This window comes from Micromonospora sp. MP36, from assembly GCF_008119785.1.
Classification (GTDB): Bacteria; Actinomycetota; Actinomycetes; order Mycobacteriales; family Micromonosporaceae; genus Micromonospora.
This window is the reverse complement of the sequence record NZ_VSFA01000135.1, coordinates 1-15,617: the sequence shown is the minus strand read 5'-3', so window position 1 is coordinate 15,617 and position 15,617 is coordinate 1. Positions and strand designations below refer to the sequence as shown.

Genomic DNA, 15,617 nt, shown 5'->3' with positions numbered 1-15,617 from the left:
CGCGGATCGCTCGACTTACGAAACACGCCTTAGACCCGGCGGGCCCGCCTGCCCACGCTGCCACCGCCGGCCAGGGCTCCTTCAGCCGGCAGAATTGGGGCGACGGGAACCGATCCACTCCTACATCTGCATCGACCAATCAGTCGACCGTTCCGGCACGTGATTAGTGCAGTCGATGTCTTATCGGGCCTAGCCTCTGGTGGGGCACTACGCGCAGGCCGGTGATGTGCATTTCCCGCAACGGGCGAATGAGGTGAGAGAGATGAGACCAAGGATTGCGCTACTCGCGGCGGCTGTCGTGCTGGCCGCCTTCGGCGCTGCCGCACCGTCCACGTTGGCGACGGCAGCCGAGTCGGACGACCCGGACAACATTGTCGCGTGCGACGCCGACGACCCGGACTTCGGGACCAACTGCGAGGACGCGGAGGAGGAGGAAGAGTCGGAACTGCGCGACGTCTATCTCGACTCCCGGCAGGTACCGGGCGACGTCATCACACCCGGCGACCTCGAACTGGCCGCGCAGCAGGCCGCGGCGATCCCGTCGGAGCTCCACGGGCTCGTCGACCCGAACTGGTCCCCCGTCGGACCGTCGAACGTCGGCGGGCGGGTGACCGACATCGCGCCCGACCCGACGCAGCCCGGCCGCGTCTACGTGGCCGTGTCCACGGCCGGTGTCTGGCGCAGCGACGACGCCGGCGTCAGCATGACCAACGCATGGCCGGACGACTTCCCGCAATCGATCGGCGCGGTGACAGTCGCGCCGAACGGCGATGTCTGGGTCGGAACAGGCGAGGTCAACCCCGGCGGCGGCAGCCTGAGCTACGGCGGCGACGGGCTCTACCGGTCGACCGACCACGGAGCCACCTGGACCCGCATCGGGCTGCAGGGGTCCAGCACCATCGGCGCGATCCGCTTCAACCCGCAGAACCCGAACATCGTGTACGCCGCGGCCGGCGGCTCGCTGTTCGCGCCAGGAGGCGTACGCGGGCTGTACAAGTCGACGGACTACGGCGCGACCTGGACCCGAGCCCTACAAGGCCTCAACGACTTCACCGGCGCCACCGACATCGCCATGGACCCGAGGAACCCGGACAAGCTCTTCGTGCCGATGTGGGACCACCACCGCGAAGCGCTCTGCCGCTGCTACACCGGACCGGGCACCGGCATCTACCTCACCACCAATGGTGGCGCCACCTGGACCCGGTTGGAGAACGACCGCATCACCTCGTTCACCCCCGGCGACACGATCGGGTTCGCGTCGACTGACAACCAGACGACAACAGCGCAGGCCCGGATGGCGGTCGCGATCGCGCCAAGTGACCCGAGCCGCGTCTACATCACGACCGGCAACTGGAACCAGACCGCAAGTGGCGGGGGACAGACGCAACGCGGCTTCCGCGGCTTCTATCGTTCCGACGACGGCGGAGCGACGTTCCGAACGATGACGAACGCCAACCCCGGCGGCGACACGGTATGGACATCGAAGACCTGGATCGACCCGGTCAACCCTGACCGGCTGTTCATCGCCGGCGTCAGCCTGCGGCTCTCCCAGAACGGCGGGTCCACCTGGGCAAACGTCGGCAACCTCCACGCCGACCACCACGCGATGGCCTGGGACCCGACAACGCCGAACCGAGCCTACGAGGGCAACGACGGCGGCTTCTACTGGTCGGCCGGAAACGGCGCCAACGGCACCTGGACCGAGGCGCTGAACGAGCCCTGGACCCAGTTCTACACCACCGACGTCAGCGAGCAGGACCCCAGCCGGATCGTCGGTGGCGCCCAGGACAACGGCTGCCTCCGCTCGTGGAACTCCGCCGGCGTCGTCACCGGAGACTGGGGGTCATACGGCGGATGCGGCGACGGCCTCTACACGCTGATCGACCCGAGCAACCACAACTTCGTGTACGCGTGCTCGCAGTTCGGCAGCTGCTCGCGCTCGGTGAACGCGGGGAACAACAGCTCGAGTTTCACCAGCCAGACCGTCTCGCAGCGCCGCAACTGGCAGACCGCCGTCCAGCTGGACCCGAGTGACCCGGCGGTCGTCTACTACGGTGGCAACATCCTCAACCGGTCGACCAACCGGGCGCAGGCAGGGACGTGGTCGGTGATCAGTCCGAGCCTCAGCAACCCCGAATCGGGCACCGACCCGTCGTACCCGTTCGGCGCGATCACGACGGTGGCTGCGGCCCCGTCGAACCCGAACGTCATCTACGCCGGTACCGATGATGGCTGGCTGTGGGGCAGCAAGGACCTCGGTCAGACCTGGACCCGCTTCACCGACCCTGACCTGCCGGATCGTTGGGTCACCCGGGTGGCCGTCGACCCGAGGGACGCGAACGTGGCGTACGTGACGTACTCCGGGCTGCGCAACGCCGACAACGACGCCCATGTCCTGCGGACCACGGACGGCGGCGCCAACTGGGTCGACATCAGCGGCAACCTGCCGATGGCGCCCACCCAGGACGTCGTCGTCGACCCGCTCAACCGCAACCGGGTCTTCGTCGCCACGGACCTCGGCGTCTTCACCGCGAACGTGGCCAAGGCGAAGAGCCAGAACCCGGACGTGCGGTGGTACCGCCTCGGACGGGGTCTGCCCCGGGTTCCGGTCAACGACCTCGAATACCAGGCGTCGACCAACACGCTCTACGCGGCGACCTACGGGCGCGGCATCTTGAAGCTGCGGCTCGACCGCAACGACTGACAGCCGGGCGACCACCCGGCGCCCACGCCACGACCAGGGCGGACCGCCGCCACCACCAGAGATGTCAGAGGAGTCTCGGCGCCGCCGAGACTCCTCTGACACTTCGCGGCCGCCCATCATCGCTGTCACACCGTCGCCGCCTCTGGGCGCACCGCCTCGTCGCCGGTCGCGGAGTCACCCGCAGCCGAGCAATCGGGCACCGGGACGGTCGCCGGCCCGGCTTCCTCAAGGCGGACCCTGGGCAACGCCCGGTCGAGCCAGCCCGGCAGCCACCAGTTAAACCGGCCGACCAGTTTCATCGTGGCCGGCAGCAGGACCAGCCGCACGATCGTGGCGTCCACGAACACCGCGACGGCCAGACCGAGGCCGAGCTGCTTGACCCCGACGTCGGCGCCGAGCATCACGGACAGGAACACCGCGATCATGATGGCCGCGGCAGCGGTGATCACCCGGGCGGTGCCAGTGAGCCCCTCGCGTACCGCCAGCCGGGTGTCGCCCATCGTGTCGTACGCCTCCCGAATCCGGGACACCAGGAAGACCTCGTAGTCCATGGAGAGCCCGAAAAGCACCGGGAACATGATCAGCGGCACCCAGGCGGTGACCGGCATCGTGGTGGGGAAGTTCAGTACATCGCCCAGCCAGCCCCACTGCACCACCGCCACCAGTACCCCGAACGACGCGCCGATCGAGATCAGGTTGAGCAGGCCGGCCTTCACCGCGAGCAGCGCGGACCGGAAGATCATCACCAGCAACAGCAGGGACAGGCCGACCACCACCACAATTACCAGGGGGAGCCGGTCGGCGGTCAGTTCCGCGAAGTCGATGGCCGCGGCGACCACGCCGCCGACGAGGACCGGTTGGCCCGCGGTGATCGCCCGTAGCCGATGCACCAGGTCGATGGTGGCCTCGTCCTGGGTGCCGGAGGTCGGACGGACAGCGAGCAGGGCGACGGCTCCGTCGCCGCTGCGCCGCGGCGGGCTCACCGACGCCACACCGGGCTCGGCCGCGATCGCCGTGGCGACCCGGTCCGGATCACGGTCGGGCAGGCTGACCACGACCGACAGGGTGGCGTCGACGCCGGCACCGAACCCGTCGGCGAGGATCCGATGCGCGGCGTAGGCGCTGGTGTGCCGAGGCTGAGTGCTCGCGTCCGGCATGCTCAGCCGCAGGCCCAGCGCCGGCGCGGCCAACGCCGCCAGTACCAGCACCCCGGCCACGGCGGCGACCAGCGGCCGGCGGATGACGCTGTCGGCCCAGCGGGACGACCAGGGCCGGACCGAGGCGCGGCGGCGATGCACCGACAGCCGGTCGATCCGATGCCCGACCAGGCCGAGCAGCGCCGGCAGCAGGGTGACCGCGGCCAGCATGGTCGCGAGGACCGTCACCGCCGCGCCGACCGCCAGGCCGCGCATGAAGCCAAGTCCGGTCAGCAGCAGCCCGGCCAGGCCCACCACGACGGTCGCGCCGGCGAACAGCACCGCCCGTCCGGCGGTCGCGGTCGCGGTCACCACCGCCTCCCGTGGGGTACGTCCGGACTGCAGCGCCTCCCGGTACCTGGTCACGATGAACAGGGCGTAGTCGACGCCCACCCCGAGTCCGATCATGCTGGCCAGGACCGGCGCGAATCCGGGGGCGGGGAAGACGTGCCCCAGCAGGGCCATCCCGGACAGGCCCACCGCGATCCCGAAGACCGCGGTGACGATGGGCAGCCCCATCGCCAGCACCGAGCCAAACGCGACGAGCAGCACGACCGCTGCCGCGGCGAGCCCCACCGCGTCAGCCGGGCCACCCCCGGGAGTCTCGACGTTGTTCACGGCCGGCCCGGCCAAGGCGAAGGTCACCCCGGACCCGCTGGCCTCGCGCACCTGGCCGAGCAGCTCCCGGGTCGCCGCGACCGGCATCTCGTCGCTCGGGACGTCGAGCATCGCCACGGCGTACCCGATGTGCCGGTCAGCGGTGATCTGGTCCGGCGCGTCGTACAGGGAACTGACCCGGGCGACGTGCTCGGTGGCGGCGAGCAACTCCACGAGCGGCTGCACCCGGTCCCGCACGACGGGATCGTCCAGGGCGATGTCGGAGTCCACGGCCAGGGTCAGGCTGTCCCCGGTGAACCCGGGGAAGTGCTCCGCGATCAACTGCTGTGCCTGACCGGACTGGGTGGCGCCGGTGCTGAAATCGTTGTCGGATCCGGCGCCGTACCCGACGGCGAGCAGCACCATGGCCGCGGCGAGCACGATCCAGCCGGCCAGCACCGTCAACCGGCGCCGGTGGCAGAAGGCGGCGAGGCGGGAGAGCCATGAGTCGGTCATGCCGCTGATCGTCCGGCGCGCCCGAGGCGGAAACGTCCCGCCAGCGGAGATGCTCTCCACAGCGGCCTGCTACCGGGCCGTACTTCCAGCGTCGTATCCGTCCGGGGTGACCAGGCCGTGCTGGTAGGCGAAGACCACCAGTTGGGCCCGGTCCCGCGCGCCGACCTTGACCATCGCCCGGGACACGTGGGTCTTCGCGGTGAGCGGGCTGACCACCAGACGGACTGCGATGTCGTCGTTGCTCAGGCCAGCCGCGACGAGCTGCACCACCTCCCGCTCCCGGGCGGTGAGCAGGGCCAACTCCGGTGGCTCGGGCCTCGGCCTGGCGGCGGGCTGCCCCGCCCCGACCGAGCGCCTGATCACCGCCCGGGTGACGCTGGGCGACAGCAACGCATCGCCCCGGGCAACCACGCGTACCGCCTGCACCAGCTCGTCCGGGTCGGTGTCCTTCACCAGGAAGCCGCTGGCCCCGGAACGGAGGGCGGCGAACACGTCGTCCTCCTCGGCGAACGTGGTCAGCACCAGCACCCGTACCCCGGACAGCTGCGCGTCGCCGGTGATCCGGCGGGTCGCGGTGACGCCGTCCACATCGGGCATCCGGATGTCCATCAGCACCACGTCCGGGCGGAGTTCCCGGGCCAGCGCGACCGCCGTGCCGCCGTTGCCGGCCTCGCCCACCACGTCGATGTCCGGCACACCCTCCAGCAACGCCCGGAACCCCGCCCGCACCAGGGCCTGGTCGTCGACGAGCAGCACCCGGATCACGTCAGCTCACCCTCCCGCGCCTGCCGCTGCGATCCCGTGACCGGTGCGGCCGGCCCGGGCTTCGGGGACTCCCAGGGCAGTACCGCTCGGACCTGGAAGCCCCCACCCGGCCGCGGCCCCGCCTCGAACCGGCCGCTCAACGCCTCGGCGCGCTCCCGCATCCCGGTCAGGCCCCGCCCGCCGGACGGCGTCCCGCCGGCATCCGTGCCCGCCCCGTCGTCGCGTACCTCCACCCACAGCGAGTCCGGCACCGCCCGCAGCAGCACCTCGGCACAAGCGGCCGCCCCGGCGTGCCGCAGCACGTTGGTCAAGGACTCCTGCACGATCCGGTACGCCACCTCGTCGAGCGCTGCGGGCAGCGGCTCGCCGGACAGTTCGCTGTGCAGCTCGACCGGCAAACCCGCCGCCCGCACTGCGGCCAGCAACTCGGGCAGCCGGTGCAGGCCCGTGTCCCTTTTCACCGGCCGGGTCCCGCGCAGGTCCGGCCCCGCTGGGCCCGGCCTGTCGTCGGAGCGCAGCTGACCGAGGGTGGCGCGCATCTCGGCCAGCGCCGCCTTGCCGGTGCCCCGAATGTTGAGCAGCGCCTCCCGAGTCCGCTCGGGCTCTGCGTCCAGCAGCCGCAGCGCGGCGGCGGACTGCACGGTGATGGTGGCGATCGCGTGTCCGACTGTGTCGTGCAGGTCGCGGGCGATCCGCAGCCGTTCCTCGGTGACCAGGCGCCGCGCCTCCAGTTCGCGCTCCCGTTCTGCCTGGTCCAGCCGGTGCCGCACCTCGGCGGCGTACGCGGTCCGGCTGCGCATCAACGCGGCGAGCAGCATCGCCACCGCCAGCGTCGTAGCCTGCGGCAGGAACGCGGCGAGCAGGTTCAGTGGCGGCATCTCCCGGTGCGCGATCAGGACGACAGCACCGACGGTCAGGAAGAACACCGGCACCGGCATCGCCCACCACAGGCGGCCTGCGCGGGTCACGTCATACAGCGGTACCGCGAGCACCAGTGCCGGCGGGAACCCCGGATAGTCGAGGGCGTAGAACAGCAGCAACGCCGCTGAGACTGCGTACAGCACGGCGGTCGGGTACCGCCGGCGCAGCAGCAGCGGCGCCGCCAGCGCCACTCCGAGCAGGTACGCGAACCAGTCCCGGTCGACCGCGCCGTCCTCGCTGCCGGTCGCTATCGCGATCTCGGCGGCAACCAGCACCGCGAGCGTGATCCCGGCGTCCACCATCCACCGCCGCAGCACCGGCCCGCCCATCACCACGCGCTCACCGTATGCGCCCGCGCAGCCGATCCGCCACGGGCCGTCGCGCCGTGGTCATCGCTGCACTGTCATGAAGAAGTCCGCCACCATGTCGGTCACCTCCTGCGTCGAGGGTTGCTGCCCGGGGCTGGCGAGGGTGTGCCCGGTGCCGGCGACCTCGACGAACTCTGTCGACACGCCGGCGGCGCGCAGCCGCTCGGCGAACCGGACGGACTGGCGCGGTGCGACGTCCTCGTCCTGCGCGCCGTGCACGACCAGGAACGGCGGCGCATCTCTGGAGATGTGGTTGATCGGGCTGGCCGAGTGGCGGGTAGCCGTGGATGTGCCGATACCCGCCCACAGCAGGAACCGGACGAACGGCGGCGCATCGGCGAAGTCGTTGAGGTCGGTGGGGCCGAACATGTCCACCACGGCCTGCACCGCGCTGGACTGGTCGGCGTACGGGCCGGACCCACCCTGCCGACCGGTCAGACCCAGCATCGACGAAAGCCAACCGCCGCCACTGGCACCCCACACACCGATGCGGAATGGGTCGATGCCGAGGTCGGCGGCGTGCGTCCGGAGGAACCGTACCGCACATTTGGCATCCTCGAGCGGGGCGGGCCACGGGGCGGCGGGGGTCAGCCGGTAATCGATCGAGGCGACGAGGTAGCCATTGGCATTCAGCCGCTCCCGCAGCGGGGTGAACAGCGCAGCCTGATGGTTGGACAGTGACGCGCCCAGCCCGGAGAGTTTCCGGTCGCCGAGCACCAGGCCACCACCGTGGATGTACATCGCCACCGGGGCGCCCCGGCCCGGCGTCGCGGCGCCGGCCGGCGGAGTGTAGACATCCATGGCCAGCGGGACTCCGTCGATCCGGCAGTACTCCACCGTGCTGCGCTGCCCGGCGGGCAGGTGCCGTGGAGCCACGGTGCCGCCGGGGAACCCGGCTCCCGCGAACCCGTCGCTGGCCCCGCTGAACCCCACGAACGTGGCCAGGAGCACGACCAGCGTCACCGGCACGACAGCGACCGCCCCCGCCACTCGGCGCAGCCGCGGCCCGCGCGCGGCCGGCGCCTCGGAGCCGCGGGAGGCGGCCACCGCGCGCAGAACCCACACGATGCCGAATCCCGCTACGCCGATGACCTGTAACCCCGCGCAGATGTAGTCGACGAACCCGATCACCGAGTCGGCCGGTATCCACGGCGAGGGACCGGGCAGGACCGGCGCGCCGCGGGTCAGGAGCCACACGACGAGTACGGCCAGCGCCGCCGCGGCAGCCAACACCACCCGACGCGACGTCGGGCGGGCCAGCACGCGGGCAACCGCACCCAACTGTGCGGCGCCAAGTGCGGCGAACAGCAGCGCGTACGGCCACGCGGTGCGCCACACGGCGGCCAGCGGAGCGAGGTAGATCAGGACACCGGCCGTCACGGCCAGCAGCGACGTGATCAGCAGAGGGCCCCGGCGCAGCGGCCGGTGCTCCGCCGCGGGGCGCAGGACCGCGGTTGGCGCGGGTGCAGACAGCAACGGTTCTGGCATGCCACCGATCGTCGCGGCCCGGGCGCACGGCATCGTCCGCCTCCCGTAGGCAACCACCGCACGCCGCTGCTACTGCCGCCTACTCCGCCCGTAGTAGAGGGCGTCGGGCGGCGCCCCGCAGCAGGCCTACTCCGGGTGGTTGGCGGTGCCGCGCCCGGTCCGGAAGGGCGTGGTGACGCCTGTGTAGCCCAGGTGCAGGATCATGCCGTTGGCGGCGTGTTCGAGGTTGTGGCAGTGGTCCATCCAGATCCCGGGGTTGTCCGCCCGGAACGCCACCCGGTAGGTCTCGCCTGGCCCGACGTCGAGGGTGTCGACCCACCAGGGACTTCCGGTGGTGGCCTGGCCATCCCGGTTCAGCACCAGCATGTGGTGGCCGTGCAGGTGCATGGGATGGTGCTGGCCGCTGCGGTTGACGTAGGTGACCTCGACCAGGTCACCGGGGGCGACCATGAGCATCGGCACGTCCGGGAACGACCGGTTGTTGAACGTGTACCGCACCGCCGGGCGGCCGTCGTAGAAGCCGAGCCGCTCGTCGACGCGTAGCGTGAAGCGCCGGTCGACGTGGCTGGCCGCCCCGAACGGGGTGGCGGCGGGGGTGCCGTAGCGGGCGGGGTCCAGCAACGCCGGCGGTGGACTTTCGCGGCCGGGGCCGGCGTTCCCGTCGGGGCTGTAGACGATCGTCGGACCGTCCGCGCGGAGGACGACCGGCTGGTCGGGCATGGTGAACGCCAGATCGTAGCGGGCCCCACCGCCGACCAGGATCCGCACGCCCTTGAGCAGATTCGGTTCGTGCACGTCGGTGCCGTCGATCGCGACGACCCGCAGCGGGGCGCCGGTCAGGGTGAAGGTGGCGGGGTTTCCGTCGGTGTTGACCAGCCGTAGCCTAACCTGCCGACCGGCCGGCACCAGTCGCCGCTGCACGCCGGTGGTCACGCCGAGGGTCGCGACACCGTCCTCGTCGACCCACGTGTGCCGCAGCACCGTCTCATCGACAGCGTCGCTCTGCTCGGGCGCGTCGGCGGGCAGGACCACGAGCGCCCCGAACAGGCCCCGACGGACCTGGACGGAGGACATCTCGTGGGAGTGGTACCAGTACGTGCCGACCTGCGTGGCCCGGAACCGGTACACGAACCGGCCGCCCGGCGCGACCGCGTTCTGAGTCACCCCGGCCACGCCGTCCATCGCGTTGGGCACGTCCACGCCGTGCCAGTGCAGGGTCACTCCCACGCCGGGCAGCCGGTTGACCAGGGACACCTCCACCAGGTCCCCCTGCCGGACCCGCAGCTGCGGGCCCGGGGTGATGCCGTTGAACGTCCATGCCTGCACCTGCTGACCGGAGTCCAGCCGGATCGTGGCGGGCTGCGCGGTCAAGGTGAACCGGCGGGCCGGCACGCCGGCGGTATAGGTGCCGGTCAACGTGGTCACACTGACACCACCGTGGTGGCTATGGGCTGTCATGCTGCCGCCGCCGAGGTCGACCGGGCCGCCGGCCATGCTGCTGCGCGCCGGTAACTGGCTGACGGTGGACCATCCCGCGACTACCGCAGCGGCGACCGCGACGCCGAGCGTCCCTTTCGCCGCCGTACGCCACCACCGGCCGGCCGACCGCCGACTCCACCGGGTCCGCCGCCACACCGAACCCACCGCGGCAGCGCCGAGTACACCCACACCCGTCATCGCAGCGGCGCCCGTGCCGGCCAACTCCGCCGCGCTGGCCACCAGCACCGCACCTACCGCGGCCGCCGCCGCCCAGTAGTCGCCGGGCCACGTGGCTACCGCCCGCTCGCCATCGGGCGACCCCGGCGTCGGACGTACCCACACCGCGTAAACCGTCGCGACCAGCGCCAGCGCCGGGGCGACGAACACCAACCTCGGCCCCGCGAAGTCCCACCCGTTCGGCAGCAGAAGCAGAGCCGCAACCAACCGCAGGGCAGCCCCGCCGAGCAGCAGCCCGAACAGCAGGCGCCACATCCGCGAAGGCCCGGAGCCTGTCGAGGCCGGGAGACGCATCACAGCCCAGCCCGCTGCCACGGCGATGGGCACAGCCAGCAGCGCGATCACCATGTCGGTGTAATGCACCCAGAGGAACACCGGTCACCCCTGCCCAATGTCGATGATCTACCCGCCGCCACCGGACCATACCGGCGGCGTCACTATCACCGGGGGCGTCGAGAGCGGGCAAGCTGCGGCCAACTGGCGGGAATCGGCACCCGTGTTCGTCCCGGGAGCCGTCGTCTCGTTGGGCTGCGGCTATCGGCGTCGGACCAATCGCAGCGGCCGTTCCAGCAGGTACGCGGCGGCGACCGCGAGGACGCCCACTACGGCGACGTGCCCTCAGGCGAGGTGTTGTCGCACGTGGCGTGGTGGGTGATGCAGCACCCCCGACGGACCGTGGCGGTGCAACCGGCCGTCGCGCCGCCGTCACGGCTGCGACGGCTCACGGCGTTCCTTCGGTTTGCGCGCGTCGCCAGGCGGAGGAGGCGAGCAGGCGTAGGCCGTTGAGGCCGACGATGACGGTGGAGCCCTCGTGTCCGGCCACGCCCAGGGGGAGGGGGAGGTGGCCGAACAGGTCCCAGCAGACCAGCACGGTGATGAAGGTGGCGGCGATGGTCAGGTTCGCCTTGACGAGGCGGCGGGCGCGTCGGGACAGGGCGATGGCGGCGGGCAGGGTGGGCAGGTCGTCGCGGACGAGGACGGCGTCGGCGCTGTGCAGGGCGAGGTCGGAGCCGCCGCGGCCCATGGCGACGCCGAGGTTGGCTGCGGCGAGGGCGGGGGCGTCGTTGACGCCGTCGCCGACCAGCAGCACCCGCCGGCCGTCGGTCTGTGCGGCGCGTACCCGGTCGACCTTGTCCTGGGGCAGCAGTCCGGCGTGCACGTCGGTGATTCCGGCCTCCGCCGCGAGGTGTGCCGCGGCGCCGGGGTTGTCGCCGGTGAGCAGCATCGGCTTGGCCCCGGTGAGTCGGGTCAGCGCGGTCACGGTGTCGGCGGCGTCGGCGCGGATGCGGTCGGCCAGGGCGAGCACCCCGACGGGTGCCCCGTCGACGAGCACCACCACGGCGGTCCGTCCGGCGGCCTGCGCGTCAGCGGCCACCGCTCGGGCCTGGGCCACGGCCGTGTCAACGGCGGTGGGCGCCAGGTCGTCAAGCAGCACGGGAGCGCCCACGGCCACCCGGCGGCCGTCGACCACGGCCCGCACGCCCCGCCCGGGTACGGAGGTGAAGTCACTCGCTGCCGGGATCGGCAGCCCACGGTCCCGGGCGGCCGCGAGGACCGCGGCGCCGACCGGGTGCTCGCTGGCGTGTTCCGCCCCGGCGGCCACCCGCAGCACCTCTTCGGTGTGCGCGTCGCCGATGGGGTGGATGTCGACGACGCGGGGGTGGCCTTCGGTGAGGGTGCCGGTCTTGTCGAACGCCACCAGGTCGGTGTCGGCGAGGTGTTCCATGACCACGGCGGACTTGACCAGCACGCCGTGGCGGCCGGCGAGAGCGATCGCGGACAGCAGCGGCGGCATCGTGGCGAGGACCACCGCGCACGGCGATGCCACGATCATGAACGTCATCGCCCGCAGCAACGTCGACTGCAGGTCGGCGCCGAAGGCCAGGGGGACGGCGAACAGTGCCAGGGTGGCGACCACGACCGCGATCGAGTACCGCTGCTCGACCTTCTCGATGAACAACTGCGTGCGGGCCTTGGTCGCCGACGCCTGCTCCACCAGTGCGACGATGCGGGCGATCACCGACTCACCCGCTGCGCGATGCGCCCGCACGACCAGCGTGCCGGTGCCGTTGAGCGTGCCCGCGAACACCTCGTCACCGACCGACTTGGCCACCGGCAGCGGTTCGCCGGTAATGGTGGCCTGATCCACCTCGCTGGCGCCCTCGACGACGACCGCGTCGGCGCCGATCCGCTCACCCGGGCGCACCCGCACCAGGTCACCGACCCGCAGATCGACCGTGTTCACCACCGTCTCGCCGCCGTCGGCGTCCAGGCGCGTCGCCTGCTCCGGGGCCACGTCCAGCAACGCCCGCACCGAGTCCGCGGTGCGGGCGGTGGCGAACGCCTCCAACGCGCCGGAGGTGGCGAAGATGACGATCAGCAGTGCCCCGTCGAACACCTGCCCGATCCCCGCCGCCCCGAGCGCGGCCACGATCATCAGCAGGTCGACGTCCAAGGTCCGCTCGCGCAGGGCCCTCAGCCCGGCCAGGGCCGGCTCCCAGCCGCCAGCGGCGTAGCAGGCCAGATACAGCGCCCACCACACCGGCGCCGGCGCGCCCAACAGGTGCGCCACCCCGCCAGCGGCGAACAGCATCGTGGCCAGAACTGCCCAGCGCACCTCGGTCAAGGCCCATGCCCGGGCCGCCAACCGCCGGGATCCGGGCGCCGGCGCGGTGGCGGTCGGGCGGGGTGAAGCTGTCGTTGTGGTCACGACAAGGAACACTACCTGCATAGTCATGCAGGTAGCTAGTCAGGTAGGTGGCTGAGTGCGCAGCCTCCGCTACCATGGGCGGGTGCACACCTCGCTGCCGGACTTCCAGATGCCCAACGACGAGCAGGTCCACCTCGCCGCCGAAGGCTTCCGGCTGCTCGCCGATCCCACCCGCATCAAAATCCTCTGGGCGCTTCTGCAGGGCGAGTCATCCGTCGCCTGCCTCGCCGACATCGTCGGCGCCGCCCCCACCGCCGTCAGCCAACACCTGGCCAAACTCCGCCTGGCCGGCCTCGTCCGCGGCCGACGCGAGGGCACCTTCGTGCACTACTCCGCCGCCGACACCCACGTCCGCGCCCTGCTCGCCGAGGCGCTCTTCCACGCCGACCACACCGACCGCAACCTGCCCGACGGCCCGCACAGCCACGCCATCACCCCGTAACGGGCTTGGGCCTGGAGATGTCGGGCCACCCCCGCTGAGGTCGGCCGCCCCGACATGCCGAGGGCACCGGACCGTCAACTGGACGAACCGGTCGGGGAGTCGCCCGGCGGGCGCAGCATGCCGATATGGGCGGCAAGCCGAGTAGTTCCAGGGCCAGGGTGACCGTCTCGTACGTCCGGTAGGCCGCCCCCGAGCGGCCACCCTGTCCCTTTTCCGCTCCATCGAGATGTGGTGCGGTGGATGGCAGCTCGCAGCCGGGATGCTAGATCCTTGGGTTCGAGAATCTGAACACGTGGGTCAGGTTTTCAGGCTGCGGTTTTGAGTCGTGCTCGGGCGATGTAGTCGTCGACGTGGTGGTCGATGGCTGTCAGGGCGTGGCGGAGGGCGGGTGGTGCTTGGGGTTGGTCGGTGGCGAGGAGTGGGCGTAGGAGGCGGTCGTTGAGTTTGGTGTAGAAGATCGCGAGGCGTTGGCCGTCGGGGGTCAGGACGTAGGTGTGGGTGTGTTCGATGCGTCGGATCAGGCCGTTGAACCGGAGACGGCGGAGGTCGTAGGTCATCTGGCTGGTGGTGTAGCCGGTGCCGAGCAGCCGGGCGGTCAAGGCGCGAAGGCTCTTGTTGGTGACGCCGGTGACGGCGAACAGGCTCAGGCATAGGGCGCCGGTCAGGGCCATGACCCGAGGGTCGGCGAAGCGTAGCGCTGGGGCCCTCCTGCCATCCTCGGTGAGGGTGGGCTGTGCGACCCGTTCGATGACTGGGCTCGCAAGGACGCAGCTCTGACCGGCACGGATAGTGTCCAGCAGCCGGCGGTTGGCGTCACGGGCTTTGGCGATGACCTCGTGGAGGTGTTCCAGACGGCGCAGCACACCGATGTCGTAGGTGTCGTTGATGACGGTCTCGATGCGTAGCGCCCGGCGGTCTTTGAGGTAGTACTTGATCCGTGAGTGCCGGTAGAAGGCGTTGACCACGACGCCGTCGTTGTCGCGGTCGATGGCGGTGCGGAACACGCCTTTGGTGGTGGAGCGGATCTGCCGGTTGAAGATGATCTCCATGTTGTCGGGGCGGCCGATGTCGAGGTTGTCCGCGGCGAGGGCTTCGAAGAAGGCGCGGCGTGGCGGGGTGCGGTGAACACGATGGTCTTGGCGACCTCGATCTGGCGCATGGAGATGTCCCACCAGTAGCCGGCGGCCCGATCGGCGGGGGTGAACGGTAGTGGTAGGCGGGCCGACCAGCGTTCGGCGAACACGGTGATGGTGCCGGGTCCGAGCCGGTCACAGATGTCCTGCAGCGCGTGCGGGTCCTCGCAGGCGGCGAAGCCGTTGGACAGTTCACGGAAGCTGATGCCGGCCTTGGCGGCTTGGCGTTTGGCCCACTCGTGCCCGTTGAACCAGATCTTTCCCGGGTAGGGGAAGTAGGCGCAGATCTTGATGAACGCCGGCCCGAAGTCGGTGTCCCACAGATAGAAGTAGTAGCAGGTGACCCGCCGGTCGACGCGCTGGTAGGTGAACCACACGGCCCCCGTATCGGTGGCGGACTTCGACCCGGTGAACACGCGCTGGTACTCCTGCGCCACCCCGATCGCGACGACCTGGGACCGGCCGGTAGCCGCGGCTTTGCGCATCAACGGCATCACCTGGTCGATCTTGCGTTCCGGCCACGGGCTGCCCGCCAGCACACCCGGCCGGGTCTTCTCCTTTCTGCCGGTGAAGCTGATGACCGGGATGTCGTTGGCCTCAGCGAACGACATCACCGCCCGGCGGAAGGTCTGCCCGCGGCGTTCCAACAGCGCAGGAGACGGCACCGGCATGCCCTCGTGCTGATTGAGGAAGCTGACCACCTGCCCACCGACGACCAGGTTCGGCACGGACATGGTCAGATAGACCCGGTCCAAGCAGTCGATCTCCAGCAGCTTCTGCCCGTCGAGCACGTTGTTGACCGTGACCGCATTCGTTCTCGTCAGCCGTGAGGCCATGACCAACCTCCGCATCCACGTCTACGAATGCCAGGATGCGCCCACCAGCACCGGCCCGACCAGCCCAGCCACCCACCTCGGCGGTCCGAGGCGAAGCCTCACTGGTGCGGTGTCCAGTAACGTTCGCCGGGTTGGTCGCTGCCGGAAATTGTCGTACCCGTCGGGTTGGGTGTGGTTGTGCCTCGTCGTCGGGATCCCGCCGCGCCCAGGGTGGTGTATCGGACC

General features: G+C 71.0%; 10 protein-coding genes. 2 read left to right on the top strand and 8 right to left on the bottom strand.

Features of this window, described 5'->3' with window-relative positions; genetic code table 11:
• Positions 1–262: 262 nt before the first annotated feature.
• Positions 263–2,704, top strand: a complete 2,442-nt coding sequence (locus FXF52_RS37005; RefSeq protein WP_148804328.1) for a sialidase family protein — start codon at positions 263–265, stop codon at positions 2,702–2,704.
• 125 nt (positions 2,705–2,829) lie between these two features.
• Here the strand turns inward: FXF52_RS37005 and FXF52_RS37000 are convergent, their stop codons facing one another.
• The 6 genes from FXF52_RS37000 to FXF52_RS36975 form a co-directional block, all read right to left on the bottom strand.
• Entirely contained in the window at positions 2,830–5,013 is a 2,184-nt protein-coding gene (locus FXF52_RS37000) for an MMPL family transporter (RefSeq protein WP_222870885.1), read from the bottom strand.
• A gap of 69 nt (positions 5,014–5,082) precedes the next feature.
• A complete protein-coding gene (locus FXF52_RS36995; protein ID WP_148804327.1) occupies positions 5,083–5,778 on the bottom strand; it encodes a response regulator transcription factor in 696 nt (231 codons plus the stop codon).
• Positions 5,775–7,028: a sensor histidine kinase gene (locus tag FXF52_RS36990; protein ID WP_255472740.1), complete on the bottom strand. Its 1,254-nt coding sequence runs from the start codon at positions 7,026–7,028 to the stop codon at positions 5,775–5,777. Before FXF52_RS36990 ends, FXF52_RS36995 begins: the two co-directional genes overlap by 4 nt.
• A 60-nt stretch (positions 7,029–7,088) precedes the next feature.
• On the bottom strand, positions 7,089–8,555 hold the full coding sequence (locus tag FXF52_RS36985) for an alpha/beta hydrolase (RefSeq protein WP_187413936.1): 1,467 nt from the start codon (positions 8,553–8,555) through the stop codon (positions 7,089–7,091).
• Positions 8,556–8,681: 126 nt separating this feature from the next.
• Entirely contained in the window at positions 8,682–10,526 is a 1,845-nt protein-coding gene (locus FXF52_RS36980; RefSeq protein ID WP_187413935.1) for a multicopper oxidase family protein, read from the bottom strand.
• Between the two features lie 466 nt (positions 10,527–10,992).
• Positions 10,993–13,002 carry a heavy metal translocating P-type ATPase gene (locus tag FXF52_RS36975; protein ID WP_148804329.1) on the bottom strand — a complete coding sequence of 670 codons (2,010 nt, stop codon included), beginning with the start codon at positions 13,000–13,002 and terminating at the stop codon, positions 10,993–10,995.
• An 88-nt stretch (positions 13,003–13,090) separates the two neighbouring features.
• Here FXF52_RS36975 and FXF52_RS36970 point away from each other — a divergent pair, with 88 nt between their 5' ends.
• Positions 13,091–13,423 carry a metalloregulator ArsR/SmtB family transcription factor gene (locus FXF52_RS36970; RefSeq protein WP_222870886.1) on the top strand — a complete coding sequence of 111 codons (333 nt, stop codon included), beginning with the start codon at positions 13,091–13,093 and terminating at the stop codon, positions 13,421–13,423.
• Positions 13,424–13,728: 305 nt separating this feature from the next.
• Here FXF52_RS36970 and FXF52_RS42690 read toward each other — a convergent pair whose 3' ends face one another.
• Together FXF52_RS42690 and FXF52_RS36965 are read right to left on the bottom strand one after the other, a co-directional pair.
• Positions 13,729–14,094 (bottom strand): hypothetical protein, encoded by a 366-nt coding sequence (locus FXF52_RS42690; protein WP_222870884.1) that lies wholly within the window; start codon positions 14,092–14,094, stop codon positions 13,729–13,731.
• A complete protein-coding gene (locus FXF52_RS36965) occupies positions 14,085–15,347 on the bottom strand; it encodes a hypothetical protein (protein WP_222870883.1) in 1,263 nt (420 codons plus the stop codon). Before FXF52_RS36965 ends, FXF52_RS42690 begins: the two co-directional genes overlap by 10 nt.
• Positions 15,348–15,617: the final 270 nt, after the last annotated feature.

Bases quoted from the DNA above. Each gene is read 5' to 3' on its own strand.
- FXF52_RS36975 (WP_148804329.1), bottom strand. From the start codon at position 13,002: ATGCAGGTAGTGTTCCTTGTCGTGACCACAACGACAGCTTCACCCCGC.
- FXF52_RS36980 (WP_187413935.1), bottom strand. From the start codon at position 10,526: ATGTGGCGCCTGCTGTTCGGGCTGCTGCTCGGCGGGGCTGCCCTGCGG.
- FXF52_RS42690 (WP_222870884.1), bottom strand. From the start codon at position 14,094: ATGGCCCTGACCGGCGCCCTATGCCTGAGCCTGTTCGCCGTCACCGGC.
- FXF52_RS36970 (WP_222870886.1), top strand. From the start codon at position 13,091: ATGCCCAACGACGAGCAGGTCCACCTCGCCGCCGAAGGCTTCCGGCTG.
- FXF52_RS37000 (WP_222870885.1), bottom strand. From the start codon at position 5,013: ATGACCGACTCATGGCTCTCCCGCCTCGCCGCCTTCTGCCACCGGCGC.
- FXF52_RS36990 (WP_255472740.1), bottom strand. From the start codon at position 7,028: ATGGGCGGGCCGGTGCTGCGGCGGTGGATGGTGGACGCCGGGATCACG.
- FXF52_RS37005 (WP_148804328.1), top strand. From the start codon at position 263: ATGAGACCAAGGATTGCGCTACTCGCGGCGGCTGTCGTGCTGGCCGCC.
- FXF52_RS36985 (WP_187413936.1), bottom strand. From the start codon at position 8,555: ATGCCAGAACCGTTGCTGTCTGCACCCGCGCCAACCGCGGTCCTGCGC.